Consider the following 16,792-nt stretch of genomic DNA (forward strand, 5'->3'; position numbering starts at 1 on the left):
ACAGGTTTAACCGCCCGGCGGCGACGGGCGGATTTCACGCCGTGTCGGGCGCTTTTCGTGGCGCCGGCGGGGAGCCGTGGCTGCACGCTGAAATGCTTGTCCCGTAAGGCGTGCAGGCCGTTATATCAACGAAGGAACCCTATGCAACTGGTCAAGACCGAACGCGACAACCTCCTCAGGCCGCTGCAAACCGTGAGCGGCATCGTCGAACGCCGCCATACGTTGCCGATCCTCGCCAATTTGCTGATCACCAAGAACGGTCCTGACGTATCGTTCCTGTCGACCGACCTCGAGTTGCAGATCACCACGCGCGCCGATTTCGGTGTCGGCGGCGATTCGGTCGCGACCACGGTGGCGGCGCGCAAGCTCCTCGACATTCTGCGCGCGATGCCCGACGGCCAGGTCACGCTGACGCTGAATGACAAGCGCCTGACCGTGCAATCCGGCAAGAGCCGCTTTGCGCTGCAAACGCTCGCCGCGGACGAATTCCCGACCGTTGCTCAGGCTAAAGACTACGGCGCGAGCCTCGTGGTTCCGCAAAAGACCTTCCGCCAGCTGCTCGGCATGGTCCATTTCTCGATGGCCCAGCAGGACATCCGCTACTACCTGAACGGCATGTTGCTGGTGGTGGACGGCGATCAGCTGATGGCGGTCGCAACGGACGGCCACCGTCTCGCGTTCTCGTCGATGAAGATCGAGGGCTCGTTCGCGCGCCAGGAAGTGATCATTCCGCGCAAGACGATTCTCGAGCTGCAGCGCCTGCTCGAAGACATCGACGACACGCTGAACATCGACATCGCGCAGACGCAGGTCAAGTTCACGTTCGGCCAGGTCGAACTCGTGTCGAAGCTCGTGGAAGGCAAGTTCCCCGACTTCCAGCGCGTGATTCCGAAGTCGCACAAGAACAAATTCCAGATCGGCCGTGAAGAACTGCAGCGCTCGCTGCAACGCGCGGCGATTCTGACGTCGGATAAGTTCAAGGGCGTGCGCTGCATCGTCGAGCCGGGCCAGTTGAAGATCATGTCGACCAACGCCGATCAGGAAGAGGCACAGGAAGAACTGGAAATCGCATACGACGGCGACAGCGTCGATATCGGGTTCAACGTCACGTATCTGCTCGACGTGCTTGCGAACCTGAAGGTCGACATGTTGCAGGTGAGCCTGGGTGATGCCAGCTCCAGCGCGTTGATCACGATTCCCGAGAACGACGAATTCAAGTACGTGGTGATGCCGATGCGCATCTGACGCGTCCAACATCAAGAAGAACACCAAGGGGCGCAGCGCCCCTTTGGCGTTTTTATGGCGTTTTGAAAAGTCCAGAGCAGCAATCTCGCAGTAACGCAGAACCGGAAAAAATCCATGACTGACATGAACAATACGCAGCCCGATAACAGCTACGGCGCCTCGTCCATCCAGATCCTCGAAGGTCTGGAAGCCGTGCGCAAGCGGCCTGGGATGTACATCGGGGATACATCGGATGGCACCGGTCTGCATCACCTCGTGTTCGAAGTGCTCGACAACTCGATCGACGAAGCCCTCGCCGGGCATTGCAACGACATTCAGGTGATCATCCACGCGGACAACTCCGTGTCGATCACAGACAACGGCCGCGGCGTGCCGACCGGCCTGAAGATGGACGACAAGCACGATCCGAAGCGCAGCGCCGCCGAAATCGTGATGACCGAGCTGCACGCCGGCGGCAAGTTCGACCAGAACAGCTATAAGGTGTCGGGCGGCCTGCACGGCGTGGGCGTGTCGTGCGTGAACGCGCTGTCGGCGTGGCTGCGCCTGACGGTGCGCCGCGACGGCAAGAAGCACTTCATGGAATTCCACCGTGGCGTGCCGCAGAACCGCGTGCTCGAAGAAATCGACGGCGTGGTCACGTCGCCGATACAGGTGATCGGCGACACCGAAAACCGCGGCACCGAAGTGCATTTCATGGCCGATGAGACGATCTTCGGCAACGTCGAATACCACTACGACATTCTCGCGAAGCGGATTCGCGAACTGTCGTTCCTCAATAACGGCGTGCGGATTCGATTGCTGGATCAGCGCTCGGGCAAAGAGGAAGACTTCGCGTTCGTCGGCGGCGTGAAGGGTTTTGTCGAGTACATCAACAAGAACAAGTCCGTACTGCACCCGAACATCTTCCACATCATGGGTGAAAAGGATGGTGTGGGCGTCGAAGTGGCGATGCAGTGGAACGACAGCTACAACGAAAACGTGCTGTGCTTCACGAACAACATTCCACAGCGCGACGGCGGCACGCACCTTACGGGGCTGCGTGCGGCGATGACGCGCGTGCTGAACAAGTACATCGCCGATCATGAGGTCGCGAAGAAGGCGAAGGTCGAAACCTCGGGCGACGATATGCGTGAAGGGCTGTCGTGCGTGCTGTCGGTGAAGGTGCCGGAGCCGAAGTTCAGCTCGCAGACGAAGGACAAGCTGGTGTCGTCGGAAGTGCGCGCGCCGGTGGAAGAAGTGGTCGCGAAGGCGCTCGAGGAATTCCTGCTCGAAACGCCGGGCGACGCGAAGATCATCTGCGGCAAGATCGTCGATGCGGCGCGTGCGCGCGACGCGGCGCGCAAGGCGCGTGAGATGACGCGTCGTAAGGGCGTGCTCGATGGCGTTGGTTTGCCTGGGAAGCTGGCGGATTGTCAGGAGAAGGATCCGGCGAAGTCGGAGATTTATATCGTCGAGGGTGACTCGGCGGGTGGATCGGCGAAGCAGGGCCGGGATCGGAAGTTTCAGGCTATCTTGCCGCTGCGCGGTAAGGTGTTGAACGTCGAGAAGGCGCGTTACGACAAGCTGCTGTCTTCCGAGCAGATCGTTACGCTGATTACGGCGCTCGGGTGCGGGATCGGCAAGGAAGACTACAACCTCGACAAGCTGCGTTATCACCGCATCATCATCATGACCGATGCTGACGTGGACGGTGCGCACATTCGGACGCTGTTGCTGACGTTCTTTTATCGGCAGATGCCGGAGATGATCGAGCGCGGGTATATCTATATCGCGCAGCCGCCGCTGTACAAGATCAAGGCGGGGAAGGACGAGCGGTATCTGAAGGATGAGTCGGAAGTTAATGCTCATATTCTTCGGCTCGCGTTGCAAGGGTCGGAGCTGGTGGCCTCCGAAGGTGCGACACCGATTACTGGGGATGCACTCGGTGAGTTGGCTCGGTCTTATCTGTTGGCACAGGCGGTGGTCGATCGTTTGAGCCGGCTGTATGACGCTGGGGCACTCGAGGCGGTGATGGATGGCGTCGCTGTCGATCTCTCCAGCGAGCAGGCGGCCGAGGCTTCGGCTCGCGCGCTCGAAGCCAAACTGCGGGATGATGCGCTGAAGCCTGATGTGACCGTGACCACGATGTATGACCCTGTGCGGGAACTGCGGTCTCTGCGCGTCGCGCGGACGCATCATGGGAATCAGAAGATTTCCGTGATCGACGAAGAGTTTCAGTTGACTGCGGATTACCAGCAGCTTGTTAATACCGCTAATACGTTCAAAGGCTTGATCGGTGCGGGTGCTGTGATCAAGCGTGGGGAGCGGAGTATGGCTGTCACCGACTTCAAGAGCGCAATGAAGTGGTTGCTGGCTGATGCTGAGCGGAATATGTCCAAGCAGCGCTATAAAGGCCTCGGGGAGATGAATCCTGAGCAGCTTTGGGAGACGACCATGGATCCGCAAGTGCGGCGTCTTCTTCGGGTGCAGATTGAGGATGCGATTGCTGCTGATGGCATCTTTACTACTCTCATGGGTGATGATGTGGAGCCGCGTAGGGCTTTCATTGAGTCTAATGCGTTGAGGGCGGGGAATATTGATGTTTGAGGGTTGGTGTAGATAGCCACATACCCTGAGAAAAACGGGCCCATAAGTTGAGAAACTTATGGGCCCGTTTTCGTTAATAGATCATTCGTTGTTGCTCCGGCATACGTGACAACGTACCGAACCGATACACACCCCGGCGTGAGTCTGACCAGTTCGATTTGTCGACATGGCGGATACCCTGTGGATCGCCGGTTGTCGCGAAGACAGTGATGGAAAATGGAAGGACACGCCCGTCTCCGTATGAAGCGGAACTGACCCATACAACTGCGTCATGGCGACGAAGCTCGTTGCAGACGCAAAAGTCACAGTTGCAACAACTTATTTGCCAGTCAGCATTGTGACCCCGACAATCGAGCGCAACTTATCCACACCCGGCTCTGGAAAACCTTTGTAAAAGCAGCCGAACACGCTGTGGGCGAAATCTTGATAAATGCGCAACGTTTACAGGCCGACAAAAAATTGTCCCTTGCTCCGTTAACCTGTCCGCCCGCGCTCCCGAGGGTTATCGATTCCGCAGCGCATTGATCCGTAAACGAACTTCCAAGTTATCCACAGCCGAACGCGCCGCTTGTTAACTATTACTACGTATACATATACAAAGACCATAAAACCAGAGACGCAAGCCAGAGCCCGCGCAACGTCTACGCGCACAACGACAGCAACATCCCGACAAGCAGGCGCAGAGAACCCCCATTCGCAAGAAATCTCGCTGCGCGATGCAACCGTAAATGCCGCACGGTCGTCGCGACCGTCTCGCCACACATAGCCTGATAAATCCGGTGCCAGTGATACGCTGGCAAACAGGCAATCTCTGCACCATCCGATATCCAGTGGTTCGTCGAGGTGATCGTAGATATGGCCGAGCACGCGTGCGAACCGCGTTTCGTATCGAGCCCGATGATCTGATTCGCGCATGACAGGCTAGACCTCAGAAAATTGGCGCGAGAGGATGCGAACAAAGTATCACGCCGGTGCGTGTCGGCCGTTTACCAAAACCTGTGGATTTAACGCGGTCCGCGACACGCGGATTAAGCGCCTGTTGACCGCGAAATGCGCACGCGCGTGAGCGCGAGTGCCAAACGCGCAGCACCGGTAAACACCCCAACCCCCGTAACGTGACGCTGCCCCAATTTGGCGCTATCGTGTAATACACACCACCAGCAGCAAGTCGCCAGCAGCAAGCAACCCGCAAGCAACCCGCAAGCAACCCGCAAGCAACCCGCAAGCAACCCGCAAGCAACCGCAGCATCTAACCCTCGTTCCAATTCCTCTTCACGTTCGCGCGAAGCAATGGAGCCGCAACCATGAGCTACACCGAGTCCATCGGCAGTCGCACATACCGCTTCGCCGATTTGAAGACCCTGCTCGCCAAATCGAGCCCGCAACGCTCGGGAGACCAACTCGCAGGCATCGCAGCAGCGTGCGAAGAAGAGCGAGTCGCCGCCAAGATGGCGCTAGCCCAAGTGCCGCTACGTACGTTCCTGAACGACCCGCTGATCCCCTACGAATCCGACGAAGTCACCCGCCTGATCATCGACGAGCACTCGCCCCAAGCCTTCGCCGAAATCTCCCATCTGACCGTAGGCGACTTCCGCAACTGGCTGCTCAGCACCGCAACCGACACCGACGCACTCACCCGCATCACCCAGGGCCTCACACCAGAAATGGTCGCCGCGGTGTCGAAGCTGATGCGCAACCAGGACCTGATCGCCGCCTCCCGTAAACGCCCGGTGATCACCCGCTTTCGCAACACGGTCGGTTTACCGGGCCGCATGTCCGTACGCCTGCAACCGAACCACCCAACCGACGACGTCAAAGGCATCGCCGCCTCGATGCTCGACGGCCTGATGTACGGCTGCGGCGACGCCCTAATCGGCATCAATCCCGCCAGCGACAACCTCGCCGCGATCACAAAACTGCTGCTGATGATCGACGACTTCCGTCAGCGCTATCAGGTCCCGACGCAATCGTGCGTGCTCACGCACGTAACGAGCACGATCGCCGCGATCGAAAAGGGTGCGCCTGTCGATCTGGTGTTCCAGTCGATCGCCGGCACCGAGAAAGCGAATGCGAGCTTCGGCATCTCGCTCGCTCTACTGCAGGAAGCGTACGACGCGGGGTTGTCGCTCAAACGCGGCACAGTCGGCAGCAATCTGATGTACTTCGAAACGGGGCAGGGCAGTGCGCTGTCGGCCGATGCGCATTTCGGCGTCGACCAGCAGACCTGTGAGGCGCGCGCCTACGCGGTCGCGCGCAAGTTCAAGCCGTTTCTGGTGAACACGGTGGTCGGATTCATCGGCCCCGAGTACCTGTACGACGGCAAGCAGATCACACGCGCGGGTCTCGAGGATCATTTCTGCGGCAAGCTGCTCGGCGTGCCGATGGGCTGCGACATCTGCTACACGAACCACGCCGAAGCGGATCAGGACGACATGGACAATCTGCTGACGCTGCTCGGCGTCGCGGGCATCAATTTCATCATGGGCGTGCCGGGTGCGGACGACGTGATGCTCAACTATCAGAGTACGTCCTTTCACGATGCGCTGTACGTGCGCGACGTGCTCGGTTTACGGCGCGCGCCTGAATTCGAGGAATGGCTGGAGTCCATGCAGATCATCGACGAACGCGGCGCGTTGATCGGCGCATCGGCGCGGCAACCGCTGCTCGAAGGCGCGCGCGACTGGATGGGGATCGCATGAGCGAGAACGACGCACCCGACAAGGACCCGTGGAACGCGCTGCGTCGGTTTACGCAGGCGCGCATTGCGTTGGGCCGCGCGGGCAACAGCCTGCCGACCGCGCCATTGCTCGCGTTCAATCTTGCGCACGCGCAGGCACGCGACGCTGTGCATCATCCGCTCGATGCGGGCGCGCTCCACGCACAATTACAAGAACAAGGTTTCGACACACTCGACGTGCATACCGCCGCGCCGGATCGCGAGCATTATTTGAGGCGGCCTGATTTGGGGCGGCGTCTGTCGGATGAGAGCCGCGCGACGCTTGCGCAACTGCCCACGCAATCGAGCGATGTGCTGTTCGTGATCGGTGATGGCCTATCGGCGTTCGCCGCATCGAAGCAGGCTGTACCGTTGCTGCAAGCTATACATCCAAAGCTCGCGGATTGGACCATCGGTCCTGTAGTGATCGCGCGTCAGGCGCGCGTTGCACTCGGCGATGAGATCGGCGAATTGCTCGACGCGAAAATCGTCGTGATGCTGATCGGCGAGCGGCCGGGCTTGAGTTCGCCCGATAGCCTCGGCATCTACATCACGTACGCGCCGAAAGTGGGTTGCAGCGACGCGCAGCGCAACTGCATTTCGAACGTGCGCCCCGAAGGGCTCGGCTATCCGCAGGCCGCGCACAAGCTGCACTATCTGCTTACGCAGGCGAAGAAACTGAGACTCACAGGAGTGGGTTTGAAAGACGACAGCGATCAGCAACTGGCGAGCGTGCCGGCGCACCCAGCAGTGAGCGACGGTTCAACGTAGGACGCAGCGAGCGTCAACCTCGCACGCCCGCTCACTTTCGCAACAACCTCAACCCATTTCCCACCACCAGCAAGCTCGCACCGACATCGGCAAACACCGCCATCCACATGGTGCCGAAGCCCATCAACGTCAGCACGAGAAACACGCTCTTGATGCCCAGCGCGAGCGAGATGTTCTGCACCAGCACCGCATACGTCGCTTTCGACAGCCGGATGAACGCCGGAATCTTGCGCAGATCGTCGTCCATCAGCGCGACGTCGGCGGTTTCGATCGCGGTGTCGGTGCCCATCGCACCCATCGCGAAGCCGATGTCGGCGCGTGCGAGCGCGGGCGCATCGTTGATGCCGTCGCCGACCATGCCGACCGTCGCGCCATCACTGGACCATTGCGCGACCGCATCGAGCTTGTCCTCGGGCAACTGATCGCCGCGCGCTTCATCGACGCCGACCTGCCGCGCGATCGCCTCGGCGGTGTGACGGTTGTCGCCGGTCAGCATCGCGGTGCCGACGCCGAGCCGCCGCAATTCGGCGACGGCGGCGCGGCTCGTGTCCTTCACCGTGTCAGCAACCGCAAACAGCGCGAGCACGCGCTGCGCGTCGGCGAGCATCACGACGGTTTTGCCCTGCAGTTCGAGCGCATCGAGACGCGCTTCGAGTTGCGGCGAGCAGCGGCCCAGCTCTTCGATCAGGCGATGATTGCCGAGCCAGTAGCCGATATCGTCGATGTCACCGCGCACGCCACGTCCAGCGATCGCTTCGAACGCATCGACGTGCAGGTGTTCGACGCGGTCGTCATTTGCGGCAGCAGCAATCGCCATCGAAACAGGATGATCGGAGCGACCGGCGAGGCTTGCCGCGAGCATGCGATAGCGGAGGGCGTCGGCCTCATCGCCGACCACCGCAAATTCCGTCTGCACCGGCTTGCCATGCGTAATGGTCCCGGTTTTATCGAACGCGAGCCGGGTCAGCTTGCGCCCCTGTTCGAGATAAACGCCGCCCTTGATCAAAATCCCCTTGCGCGCCGCTGCCGCGAGTCCGCTGACGATCGTCACCGGCGTCGAAATCACGAGCGCGCACGGACACGCGATCACGAGCAGCACCAGCGCCTTGTACACCCACGCGTGCCACGCCCCACCGAACACCAGCGGCGGGACCAGAGCGACGGCGAGCGCAATCGCGAACACGATCGGCGTATAAACGCGCGCGAATTCATCGACGAAGCGCTGCGTCGGCGCCTTCGTGCCCTGCGCCTCCTCGACCGCATGGATGATGCGTGCGAGCGTCGTGTTGCCGGCAGCCGCCGTCACGCGATACTCGAACGAACCCGCCTGGTTGATCGTGCCGGCGAACACGGCGTCGCCAGTCGCTTTGTCGACAGGCAGGCTCTCGCCGGTGATCGGCGCCTGATCGACGCTCGAGCGGCCCGCGACGATTTCGCCATCGAGCGCGATCCGCTCGCCCGGTTTCACGCGCACGAGCGTCCCTGGCACGATCGCGTCGACGCGGACGAGTTGCCACGCGCCATCGCGCTGCTGCACGCTGGTTTCTTCGGGTGCGAGCCGCATCAGTCCTTCGATCGCGTTGCGCGCGCGGTCGAGCGAGCGCGCCTCGATCAGCTCGGCAATCGTAAACAGCACCATCACCATCGCCGCTTCGGGCCACTGACCGAGCAGCGCCGCGCCGGTCACGGCGATGCTCATCAGCGCGTTGATGTTCATATTGCCGTTGCGCAGCGCGAGCCAGCCCTTGCGATACGTCGTGAGGCCGCACGAGACGATGGCGACGATCGCCATAGCCGCCACGACCCAGGTGGGCGCGCCGAGCCAGCCAGCGGCTTCTGCGGCCCCCGCGACGATGCCAGCGACGATCAGGGGCCACCATGGCTTGCGCGTGGCGTCCGTCATCGGTTGGGGTGCCGCGTTGGCGTTGGCACCGCTGCCAGCGTCGCTTGCCAGTTCGGGCGTGAAGTCGAGCGAACGCAGCGCGGCGAGAACCGATTCGAGCGCCTCCGGCGCGTGGACCACGGTCAGCACGCGCTGCATCAGGTTGAAGTGCATGCTGCGCACAGCGGGCATACGGCCGAGCTTCTTGCGGATCAGCGCTTCCTCGGTCGGGCAGTCCATCTGCAGGATGCGCATTGCGGTGCGCAGATCGCCGCCGACAGCTTCGGAAGGCGGCAGCCGCACCGACGCCGGCGCGAACCCGGTGGAGGAGCCGCAGCAAGCGCCAGCAGCGTGATCGCGGGCATGGCCGTGCACATGATCATGATCATGACCATCGTGATGATCATGCCCTTCATGCCGATGACCGCCGCCCACGTCGGCGCCACAAGCACGTTCACCACCATTCGCATGCCCGCACCCGTCACCCGTGCCCCTGCCATGAGCATCGCCGTGGCCCGCATCGACGTCGCCGCAACCCTCGTGCGTACAGGCTTCGTCCAGTTCCGAACGATCCGTGGCAATACGGCTGGTGTCAGGCATTGGTGGCTTCCTCGTGAGTTTTGTGGTCTAGTAAACACCTTGAAGCCACTACAAGGTCAAGGCCGCGTGGAGGAAGGGTTCATGAAAATCGGCGAACTGGCGAAAATCGCCCATTGCACGACGGAAACCATCCGTTTCTACGAGAAAGAGCGCCTGCTGCCCGAGGCGGAGCGCACCGAAGCCAATTACCGCAGTTACACGGCAAAGCATGTCGAGCGCCTGCGTTTCATCCGCAATTGCCGCGCGCTCGACATGACCCACGACGAAATCCGCGCCTTGCTGCGTCTGACCGACGCGCCGGCGAACGGCTGCGGCGGCATGCATGCGCTGATAGACGAGCACGTCGCGCACGTCGACACGCGTATCGAAGAACTGCAGCAGCTGAAGGCGCAACTGACAACGCTGCGTGACCAATGCCACGGCGAGCATCCGGTCGAAGACTGCGGCATCGTGCACGGCCTGACCGACATGGATGTGGCCGTGCCGCGTCCGCGGCATACGCATCTCGGCTGACGCCGTGCCGGCCTTCGAACGACGCTATCGCGACACGACGCAGCGCCGGCGCAACAACCCCATACACGGCAAGGCCGCGCGTGCGACCTTGCCGTTCGATCATCGAATCCAGTTGGAGAATCAACGTGTTCACCTGTAGAAACCAGTCCTGCGGCGCTCAGTGGGAGCAATCCGACGTCGTCATCAAGAACGAAGGTCAGGGGCTCCTGTTCCGCTGTCCGCTGTGCGGCGCGCGCAATTACGTCGAGCGTTTCGACGGCGACGACGGCGAGGTGCTGTACGAGCAGCTGCCGGGCCGCCCGGATCAAGGCCCGATGGCCGAGTAATCGCGATTCCTACAGACGACACTATGAACAGTCCCACCCCCGCCGGCGCCGCATTCAGCGAACTGCCGCTACCGCCCGCGACGCTCGCGAATCTGACGCAGCTCGGCTACGTCGAAATGACGCCGATCCAGGCCGCCAGTCTGCCGATCGCGCTCGGCGGCCATGATCTGATCGCCCAGGCTAAAACCGGCAGCGGCAAGACCGCGGCGTTTTCGCTGGCGCTGCTCGCGCGTCTCGACGCGCGCAAGTTCGACACGCAGGCAATGGTGCTGTGTCCGACGCGCGAACTCGCCGATCAGGTCACGCAGGAAATCCGCCGTCTCGCGCGCGCGGAAGAAAACATCAAGGTGCTGACCTTGTGCGGCGGAACGCCGATGCGTCCGCAGACGGCAAGCCTCGAACACGGCGCGCACGTCGTGGTCGGCACGCCGGGCCGCATCATGGATCACCTCGAACGCGGCACGCTCGTGCTGCAAGCGCTGAACACGCTGGTCCTCGACGAAGCCGACCGCATGCTCGACATGGGCTTCTTCGACGACATCGCGAAGGTCGCGCGGCAATGCCCGAAGGAGCGGCAAACGCTGCTGTTTTCGGCGACGTACCCGGAGGGCATCGCGAAGCTGAGCCAGCAATTCCTGCGCAACCCGAAGGAAGTCAAACTCGCCGAGCGGCACGACGACAGCAAGATCCGTCAGCGCTTCTACGAAGTGACCGAAGACGAGCGTCTGCACGCGGTCGGCCTGCTGTTGAATCACTATCGTCCGGTCAGTACGATCGCGTTCTGCAACACGAAGCAGCAGTGTCGCGATCTGCTCGACGTGCTGCGCGCGCAGGGCTTTCATGCGCTCGCGCTGCACGGCGAACTCGATCAACGCGAGCGCGATCAGGTGCTGATCCAGTTCGCGAACCGCAGCTGCTCGGTGCTCGTCGCGACCGACGTCGCCGCGCGCGGCCTCGACATCGCGCAACTCGAAGCGGTGATCAATGTCGACGTGACGCCGGACCCGGAAGTGCACACGCACCGCATCGGCCGCACGGGCCGCGCCGACCAGGAAGGCTGGGCGCTGAGTCTCGCGAGCATGGACGAGATGGGGCGTGTCGGCGGGATCGAGCAGGCGCACAAGCGCGACGTCGAATGGCACAAGCTGGCCGAGCTGAAGGCGGCCAGCAACGACCCGCTGCTGCCGCCGATGGAAACGCTGCAGATCCTCGGCGGCCGCAAGGACAAGATCCGTCCCGGCGATGTGCTCGGCGCGCTGACCGGCGACGCCGGTTTCGCGGGCTCGCAGATCGGCAAGATCAACGTGACCGACATGTCGACCTATGTTGCGGTGGAGCGCAGCATCGCGCGCGAGGCGGTGCGCCGGCTCAGCGCGGGCAAGCTGAAGGGGCGCAAGGTCAAGGTTCGTTTGATGGACGAAGCCTGATTCACCCGAAGCGCCGGCTTTCCTTGAAAGTCCGATAACTCGAAAAAGAGCGGCCGCGTCAGCGGCCGTTTTCGCAACCGGGCCGCATAGCATCACATTCCTTCATACCTACGCAGTTACCCGCAGCCCCCGAAGTCCCCGCCGCGTTCCCGCAAACCGTGATCCCGCCTGCTTTGGCCCGCGTCGGGCGGCTTCGCGCGAGCCATGACGAAAATGCATGCCACGCATGACAAAGTTTCGATTGTGAGCATTCTTTGGCTGATGCCTAATCACCCCACTGGAAGGAACGCCCCGCCGTCGCCGTTCCGTGCGGCCGCCCGCGGCTGAAGAAAGGGAGAAAGTCTTATGCAGAGCGCCATGCAAGCCCGCTCGAAATTGCCGGACGTCGGCACCACCATCTTTACCGTGATTGGCCAACTGGCCGCGAAACACGATGCGTTGAACCTGTCGCAGGGCGCGCCGAACTTCGCGCCGGACCCGCAGCTCGTCGACGGTGTCGCGCAAGCGATGCGCGCCGGCCACAATCAGTACGCGCCGATGGCCGGCATCGGCGCGCTGCGCGAAGCGCTCGCCGACAAGGTCGAAACGCTGTACGGCGTGCGCTACGACCCGGCCAGCGAAGTGACCGTACTCGCGAGCGCGAGCGAAGGGCTCTATTCGACGATCAGCGCGCTCGTGCATCCGGGCGACGAAGTGATCTACTTCGAGCCGTCGTTCGACAGCTACGCCCCGATCGTGCGCCTGCAGGGCGCGAAGCCGGTCGCGATCAAGCTGTCGCTCGATCACTTCCGCGTGAACTGGGACGAAGTCGCCGCCGCGATCACGCCGAAGACGCGCATGATCATCGTCAACACGCCGCACAATCCGACCGCGACGATTTTTAGCGACGCCGATATCCAGCGGCTGAAGGCGCTCACGCGCAGCACCGACATCGTGATTCTGTCCGACGAGGTCTACGAGCACGTGGTGTTCGACGGCGCGAAGCATCAGAGCATGGCGCGCCATCGCGAACTCGCGGAGCGCAGCGTGATCGTGTCGTCGTTCGGCAAGTCGTATCACGTGACCGGCTGGCGCGTCGGCTATTGCCTCGCGCCCGCCGCGCTGATGGACGAAATCCGCAAGGTCCATCAGTTCATGGTGTTCTCCGCCGATACGCCGATGCAACACGCGTTCGTCGACGCGCTCGCCAATCGCGACAGCTACCTCGGCCTGTCCGGCTTCTATCAGAAGAAACGCGATCTGCTCATTCACGCGCTGCGCGAATCGCGCTTCGAGCTGTTGCCGAGTGAAGGCAGTTTCTTTATGCTCGCCCGGTTCCGCGGCTTCTCCGATGAGAGCGACAGCGATTTCGTGCTGCGCCTGATTCGCGATGCGCGCGTCGCGACGATTCCGTTGTCGGCGTTCTACACCGACGGTACGGATTCGGGGCTGATTCGCCTGAGTTTCTCGAAGGACGACGCGACGCTGCTCGAAGGCGCGCGGCGCCTGTGTGAAATCTGAGCGCGCGAGAGCGCACTCCAGGTATCGAAGTGATCAAGGTATTCGAAGCAAGAAGGGAGACATTATGAAATTACTCAAGTGCTTGTTGGCGCTGGCCTGTGCCGGCGCGTCGCTCGCCACATGGTCGGCCGCCAGTGCCGCCGATACCGCGACGCTGCGTTTCGGCCTCGAAGCGCAGTACCCGCCGTTCGAATCGAAAGGACCGAACGGCGAACTGCAAGGACTCGATATCGACGTGGGCAACGCGGTCTGCGCGGCCGCGCATATGACGTGCAAGTGGGTCGAGACCTCGTTCGACGGCCTGATTCCGGCGCTGCAGGGCCGCAAGTTCGACGCGATCAATTCGGCGATGAACGCGACCGAACAGCGCCGCCAGGCGATCGATTTCACGACCGTCGTCTATCGCGTGCCGTCGCAGCTGATCGCGCGCAGCGACAGCGGCCTGCAGCCGACGCCTGAGTCGCTGAAAGGCAAGCGCATCGGCGTGCTGCAAGGCTCGATTCAGGAGACCTTCGCGAAGGTGCATTGGGAACCGGCCGGCGTGACCGTGCTGCCGTATCAGGATCAGAACCAGGTCTATATCGATCTGACCGCGGGCCGTCTCGACGGCACGCTGGTGCTCGCGCCGGCCGGTCAAACGGGTTTTCTGTCGAAGCCCGAAGGTAAGGGCTACGGGTTCGTCGGTCAGCCGGTGCGTGACGACAAGATTCTCGGCAGCGGCATCGCATACGGCATTCGCAAGGGCGATACCGCGCTGCGCGATCAGTTGAACGCCGCGATCGCGAAGGTGCAAGCCGATGGCACGGTGAAGACGCTCGCCGCGAAATACCTCGGCAATATCGACGTCAGCGCGAAATAATCGCATCGTGTTCGGCTGGCGGCGCCGTTCGTGAGCGGCGCCGCGCGCTCGCTTGTTGGCCATGCGTTTGACGGCTAGGATACGTAGGCTTCACGAAGTCGCAGACAACGGCGAAGGCGGCGGATCAACCGGAGAGCGCGCATGAGCGAGAAGATCGAAGCGGCAGGCGCTGCGAACACCGCACGCGCAAATGGCGCAGACGCTCCACGCTTCTGGCGCAGCGACGCGCTGCCGTTCATCGAAGCGCGCTCCATCGACGATGGCCGCAAGGTCTGCTACGCCAAACATTCGCACGAAACGTTTTCGATCGGCGCGGTGACGGGTGGCCGCAGCGTGTATCTGAACCGCCACGCGCGAGAATGGATCGGCGCGGGCGCCGTCGTGATGATGAACCCCGACGATGTGCACGCGTGCAATCCGGTTGCCGGCGAGCGCTGGTCGTATCGGATGCTGCACGTCGACGTTGCGTGGTTCACCAAACTGCAGCACGAGCTGGGCTTCAACGAGAACCATGCGTTCCGGGCGTTTTCGCAAATCATGACGCTCGACGCCGCGTTGTTCGACGGCTTGAACCGGCTGTGCGCGATTCTCACCAGCAACGACGACGACATCGACACGCTGCGCAAGGAAAGCGCAGCCATCACTTTCTTCTCCAACGTGCAGCAAACGCTCAATCCGGCGGGACTGCCCGAGCGCGCCGCGAGCGGCCAGCTCGCGCGCGCCGCGGAGTACATCGCCGAAAACTGCACGAGCGCGCTGAAACTCGACGACGTGTGCGCAGCCGCCGGGCTGTCCGCTTCACATCTGATACGCGCGTTCAAGCTGCGCTACGGCATGACGCCGCACGCATATCTGATCAACCGACGCATTCAGTACAGTCGCGCGCAACTGCGGCGCGGGGCGCTGATCGCCGAGGTCGCGCTCGATGCCGGCTTCGCCGATCAGGCGCACTTGCAGCGCACCTTCAAGCGGCTGGTGGCGGCGACGCCGGGCCAATATCGCAGCTGAGCGTTTCGCGGCGCATGAAGCCGCATCGGCGAGCAGGCGCGACTCGGGTCATTCCACGAGCAGATACATCGCACTGAGCGCGAGCAGCGCCGCCATCACGCGATTGAACACGCGGACCCGCTTCGCCTCACGCAGATGTCTGCGCAAGAACGTGCCGGCATAGGCCCAGCTCGCTATCGATAGATAGCAAATCACGAAGTACAGCGCCGCGAATTGCCAGACGAGCCCGCCGTCGCCGCCTGCCGCATACGCGCCCATGCCGGCCAGCGACGCGAGCCACGCCTTCGGATTAAGCCATTGCATCGCCGCCCCGTGCGCGAACGACGGCCCGCGCGCCGACTTGTCCGCGCCGAGCTGGCCGTTATCGATGGTGAGCTTGTAGGCCATGTAAAGCAGAAAGCCCACGCCCGCCCATTTGACGATCTCGATCAGATCGGGAAAGCGCGCGAGCAGTTCGTGCAGGCCGAGGCCGATCAACAGAAGCAGCAACGTGAAGCCGACCGTCGCGCCAGTGACGTGCCGCAGACTCGCGGCGAGTCCGTGCTGCGCGCCGGCGCTCAGCGCGACGACGTTGACCGGGCCGGGAGAAATAGAACTGGCGAGCGCGAACGCGGCCATCGAGAGTAATGCGGTCATTGGATGCCTCGAAACGTGAGTGTGCGAATGGATTGCGACGCTCAACGGTAACGAGACGGCAAGGGCATGTATTGAAGGAAATTACCCATCCGAAACCAAAACATAATGCGACGACGCGGTGACTCGATAACAAACACGCGTTTGATTTTAGAAATGATTACGCGCAAACGTTACCGAAAAAATTAATTTCTGAATGACCCGGCAAATTGTACCTATCGATAGTTATGATATGTCCCTATGCGGCGCGCAAGTATTCGGCCCGATAAACCGGCCGAGACCTCGAAAAACCAGCGATACAGGGCTTAACGACTTACGCGCAAGAAGTTAATGCATTGAGCGCGTGGTGAATGCTTTGCATCAGTATCAATAGGCAGGTCCGTTTCTAATGGAAACGACCAGTCGAATGGATAAAGGGAGTGCATGTGGGTCCCCATGTGAGCAGGCAGAAAATTGCGGACGAATTGAACGAGCTCTGTCTCGCGTTATTCGACGGCTGGTGTGAGCGCAGATGCGTGATTCCGCTCGCGTATCTGCTGCACGTCTGGCCGATCGTCGATGCGACGCAGCGCTCGTTCAAGCGACTGCGCGACAACCTGCGTGATCTCGAATGCTGGCATTTGAACGATCTGTCCGACGAAGATAGCGGGAGGATTCGCTATCTGCTGGGTGTTTTGTCCCAACAAACCGGAAGCGCAGTGAGCACTTCGACAAACTGACTCCCGC

The 16,792-nt window shown here is 61.9% G+C and carries 13 protein-coding genes; 11 read left to right on the forward strand and 2 right to left on the reverse strand.

Annotated elements, in window-relative coordinates; genetic code table 11:
• Positions 1-141: 141 nt before the first annotated feature.
• The 4 genes from dnaN (at position 142) to eutC (ending at position 7,318) form a co-directional block, all read left to right on the forward strand.
• Positions 142-1,245, forward strand: a complete 1,104-nt coding sequence (gene dnaN, locus GCT19_RS08855; RefSeq protein WP_013088024.1) for a DNA polymerase III subunit beta — start codon at positions 142-144, stop codon at positions 1,243-1,245.
• A gap of 114 nt (positions 1,246-1,359) precedes the next feature.
• A complete protein-coding gene (gene gyrB / locus GCT19_RS08860; RefSeq protein WP_152851668.1) occupies positions 1,360-3,831 on the forward strand; it encodes a DNA topoisomerase (ATP-hydrolyzing) subunit B in 2,472 nt (823 codons plus the stop codon).
• Positions 3,832-5,135: 1,304 nt separating this feature from the next.
• A complete protein-coding gene (locus GCT19_RS08870) occupies positions 5,136-6,530 on the forward strand; it encodes an ethanolamine ammonia-lyase subunit EutB (protein ID WP_152851669.1) in 1,395 nt (464 codons plus the stop codon).
• Positions 6,527-7,318, forward strand: a complete 792-nt coding sequence (eutC, locus tag GCT19_RS08875) for an ethanolamine ammonia-lyase subunit EutC (protein ID WP_152851670.1) — start codon at positions 6,527-6,529, stop codon at positions 7,316-7,318. Before GCT19_RS08870 ends, eutC begins: the two co-directional genes overlap by 4 nt.
• A gap of 31 nt (positions 7,319-7,349) precedes the next feature.
• Here the strand turns inward: eutC and GCT19_RS08880 are convergent, their stop codons facing one another.
• Positions 7,350-9,800, reverse strand: a complete 2,451-nt coding sequence (locus GCT19_RS08880; protein ID WP_152851671.1) for a heavy metal translocating P-type ATPase — start codon at positions 9,798-9,800, stop codon at positions 7,350-7,352.
• Between the two features lie 81 nt (positions 9,801-9,881).
• On the opposite strand from GCT19_RS08880, the gene cadR reads away from it, so the two are divergent.
• The 6 genes from cadR (at position 9,882) to GCT19_RS08910 (ending at position 15,433) form a co-directional block, all read left to right on the forward strand.
• The gene (cadR, locus tag GCT19_RS08885; RefSeq protein WP_013088029.1) at positions 9,882-10,313 is read left to right on the forward strand and encodes a Cd(II)/Pb(II)-responsive transcriptional regulator; all 432 of its coding nucleotides are present in this window, start codon (positions 9,882-9,884) and stop codon (positions 10,311-10,313) included.
• Positions 10,314-10,438: 125 nt separating this feature from the next.
• The gene (locus GCT19_RS08890) at positions 10,439-10,639 is read left to right on the forward strand and encodes a hypothetical protein (protein WP_008918000.1); all 201 of its coding nucleotides are present in this window, start codon (positions 10,439-10,441) and stop codon (positions 10,637-10,639) included.
• A gap of 23 nt (positions 10,640-10,662) precedes the next feature.
• On the forward strand, positions 10,663-12,066 hold the full coding sequence (gene dbpA, locus GCT19_RS08895; RefSeq protein ID WP_018436965.1) for an ATP-dependent RNA helicase DbpA: 1,404 nt from the start codon (positions 10,663-10,665) through the stop codon (positions 12,064-12,066).
• Between the two features lie 345 nt (positions 12,067-12,411).
• Positions 12,412-13,566 carry a pyridoxal phosphate-dependent aminotransferase gene (locus GCT19_RS08900; protein ID WP_152851672.1) on the forward strand — a complete coding sequence of 385 codons (1,155 nt, stop codon included), beginning with the start codon at positions 12,412-12,414 and terminating at the stop codon, positions 13,564-13,566.
• 64 nt (positions 13,567-13,630) lie between these two features.
• A complete protein-coding gene (locus tag GCT19_RS08905) occupies positions 13,631-14,425 on the forward strand; it encodes an ABC transporter substrate-binding protein (RefSeq protein ID WP_152851673.1) in 795 nt (264 codons plus the stop codon).
• Positions 14,426-14,566: 141 nt separating this feature from the next.
• Positions 14,567-15,433 carry an AraC family transcriptional regulator gene (locus tag GCT19_RS08910; RefSeq protein WP_152851674.1) on the forward strand — a complete coding sequence of 289 codons (867 nt, stop codon included), beginning with the start codon at positions 14,567-14,569 and terminating at the stop codon, positions 15,431-15,433.
• A 48-nt stretch (positions 15,434-15,481) separates the two neighbouring features.
• Here GCT19_RS08910 and GCT19_RS08915 read toward each other — a convergent pair whose 3' ends face one another.
• A complete protein-coding gene (locus GCT19_RS08915) occupies positions 15,482-16,069 on the reverse strand; it encodes a LysE family translocator (RefSeq protein WP_018436961.1) in 588 nt (195 codons plus the stop codon).
• A gap of 434 nt (positions 16,070-16,503) precedes the next feature.
• Here GCT19_RS08915 and GCT19_RS08920 point away from each other — a divergent pair, with 434 nt between their 5' ends.
• Positions 16,504-16,785, forward strand: coding sequence for a hypothetical protein (locus GCT19_RS08920; RefSeq protein ID WP_018436960.1), 282 nt, complete (start codon positions 16,504-16,506; stop codon positions 16,783-16,785).
• Positions 16,786-16,792: the final 7 nt, after the last annotated feature.

The sequence above is a fragment of the Paraburkholderia atlantica genome, assembly GCF_009362785.1.
Classification (GTDB): Bacteria; Pseudomonadota; Gammaproteobacteria; order Burkholderiales; family Burkholderiaceae; genus Paraburkholderia; species Paraburkholderia atlantica.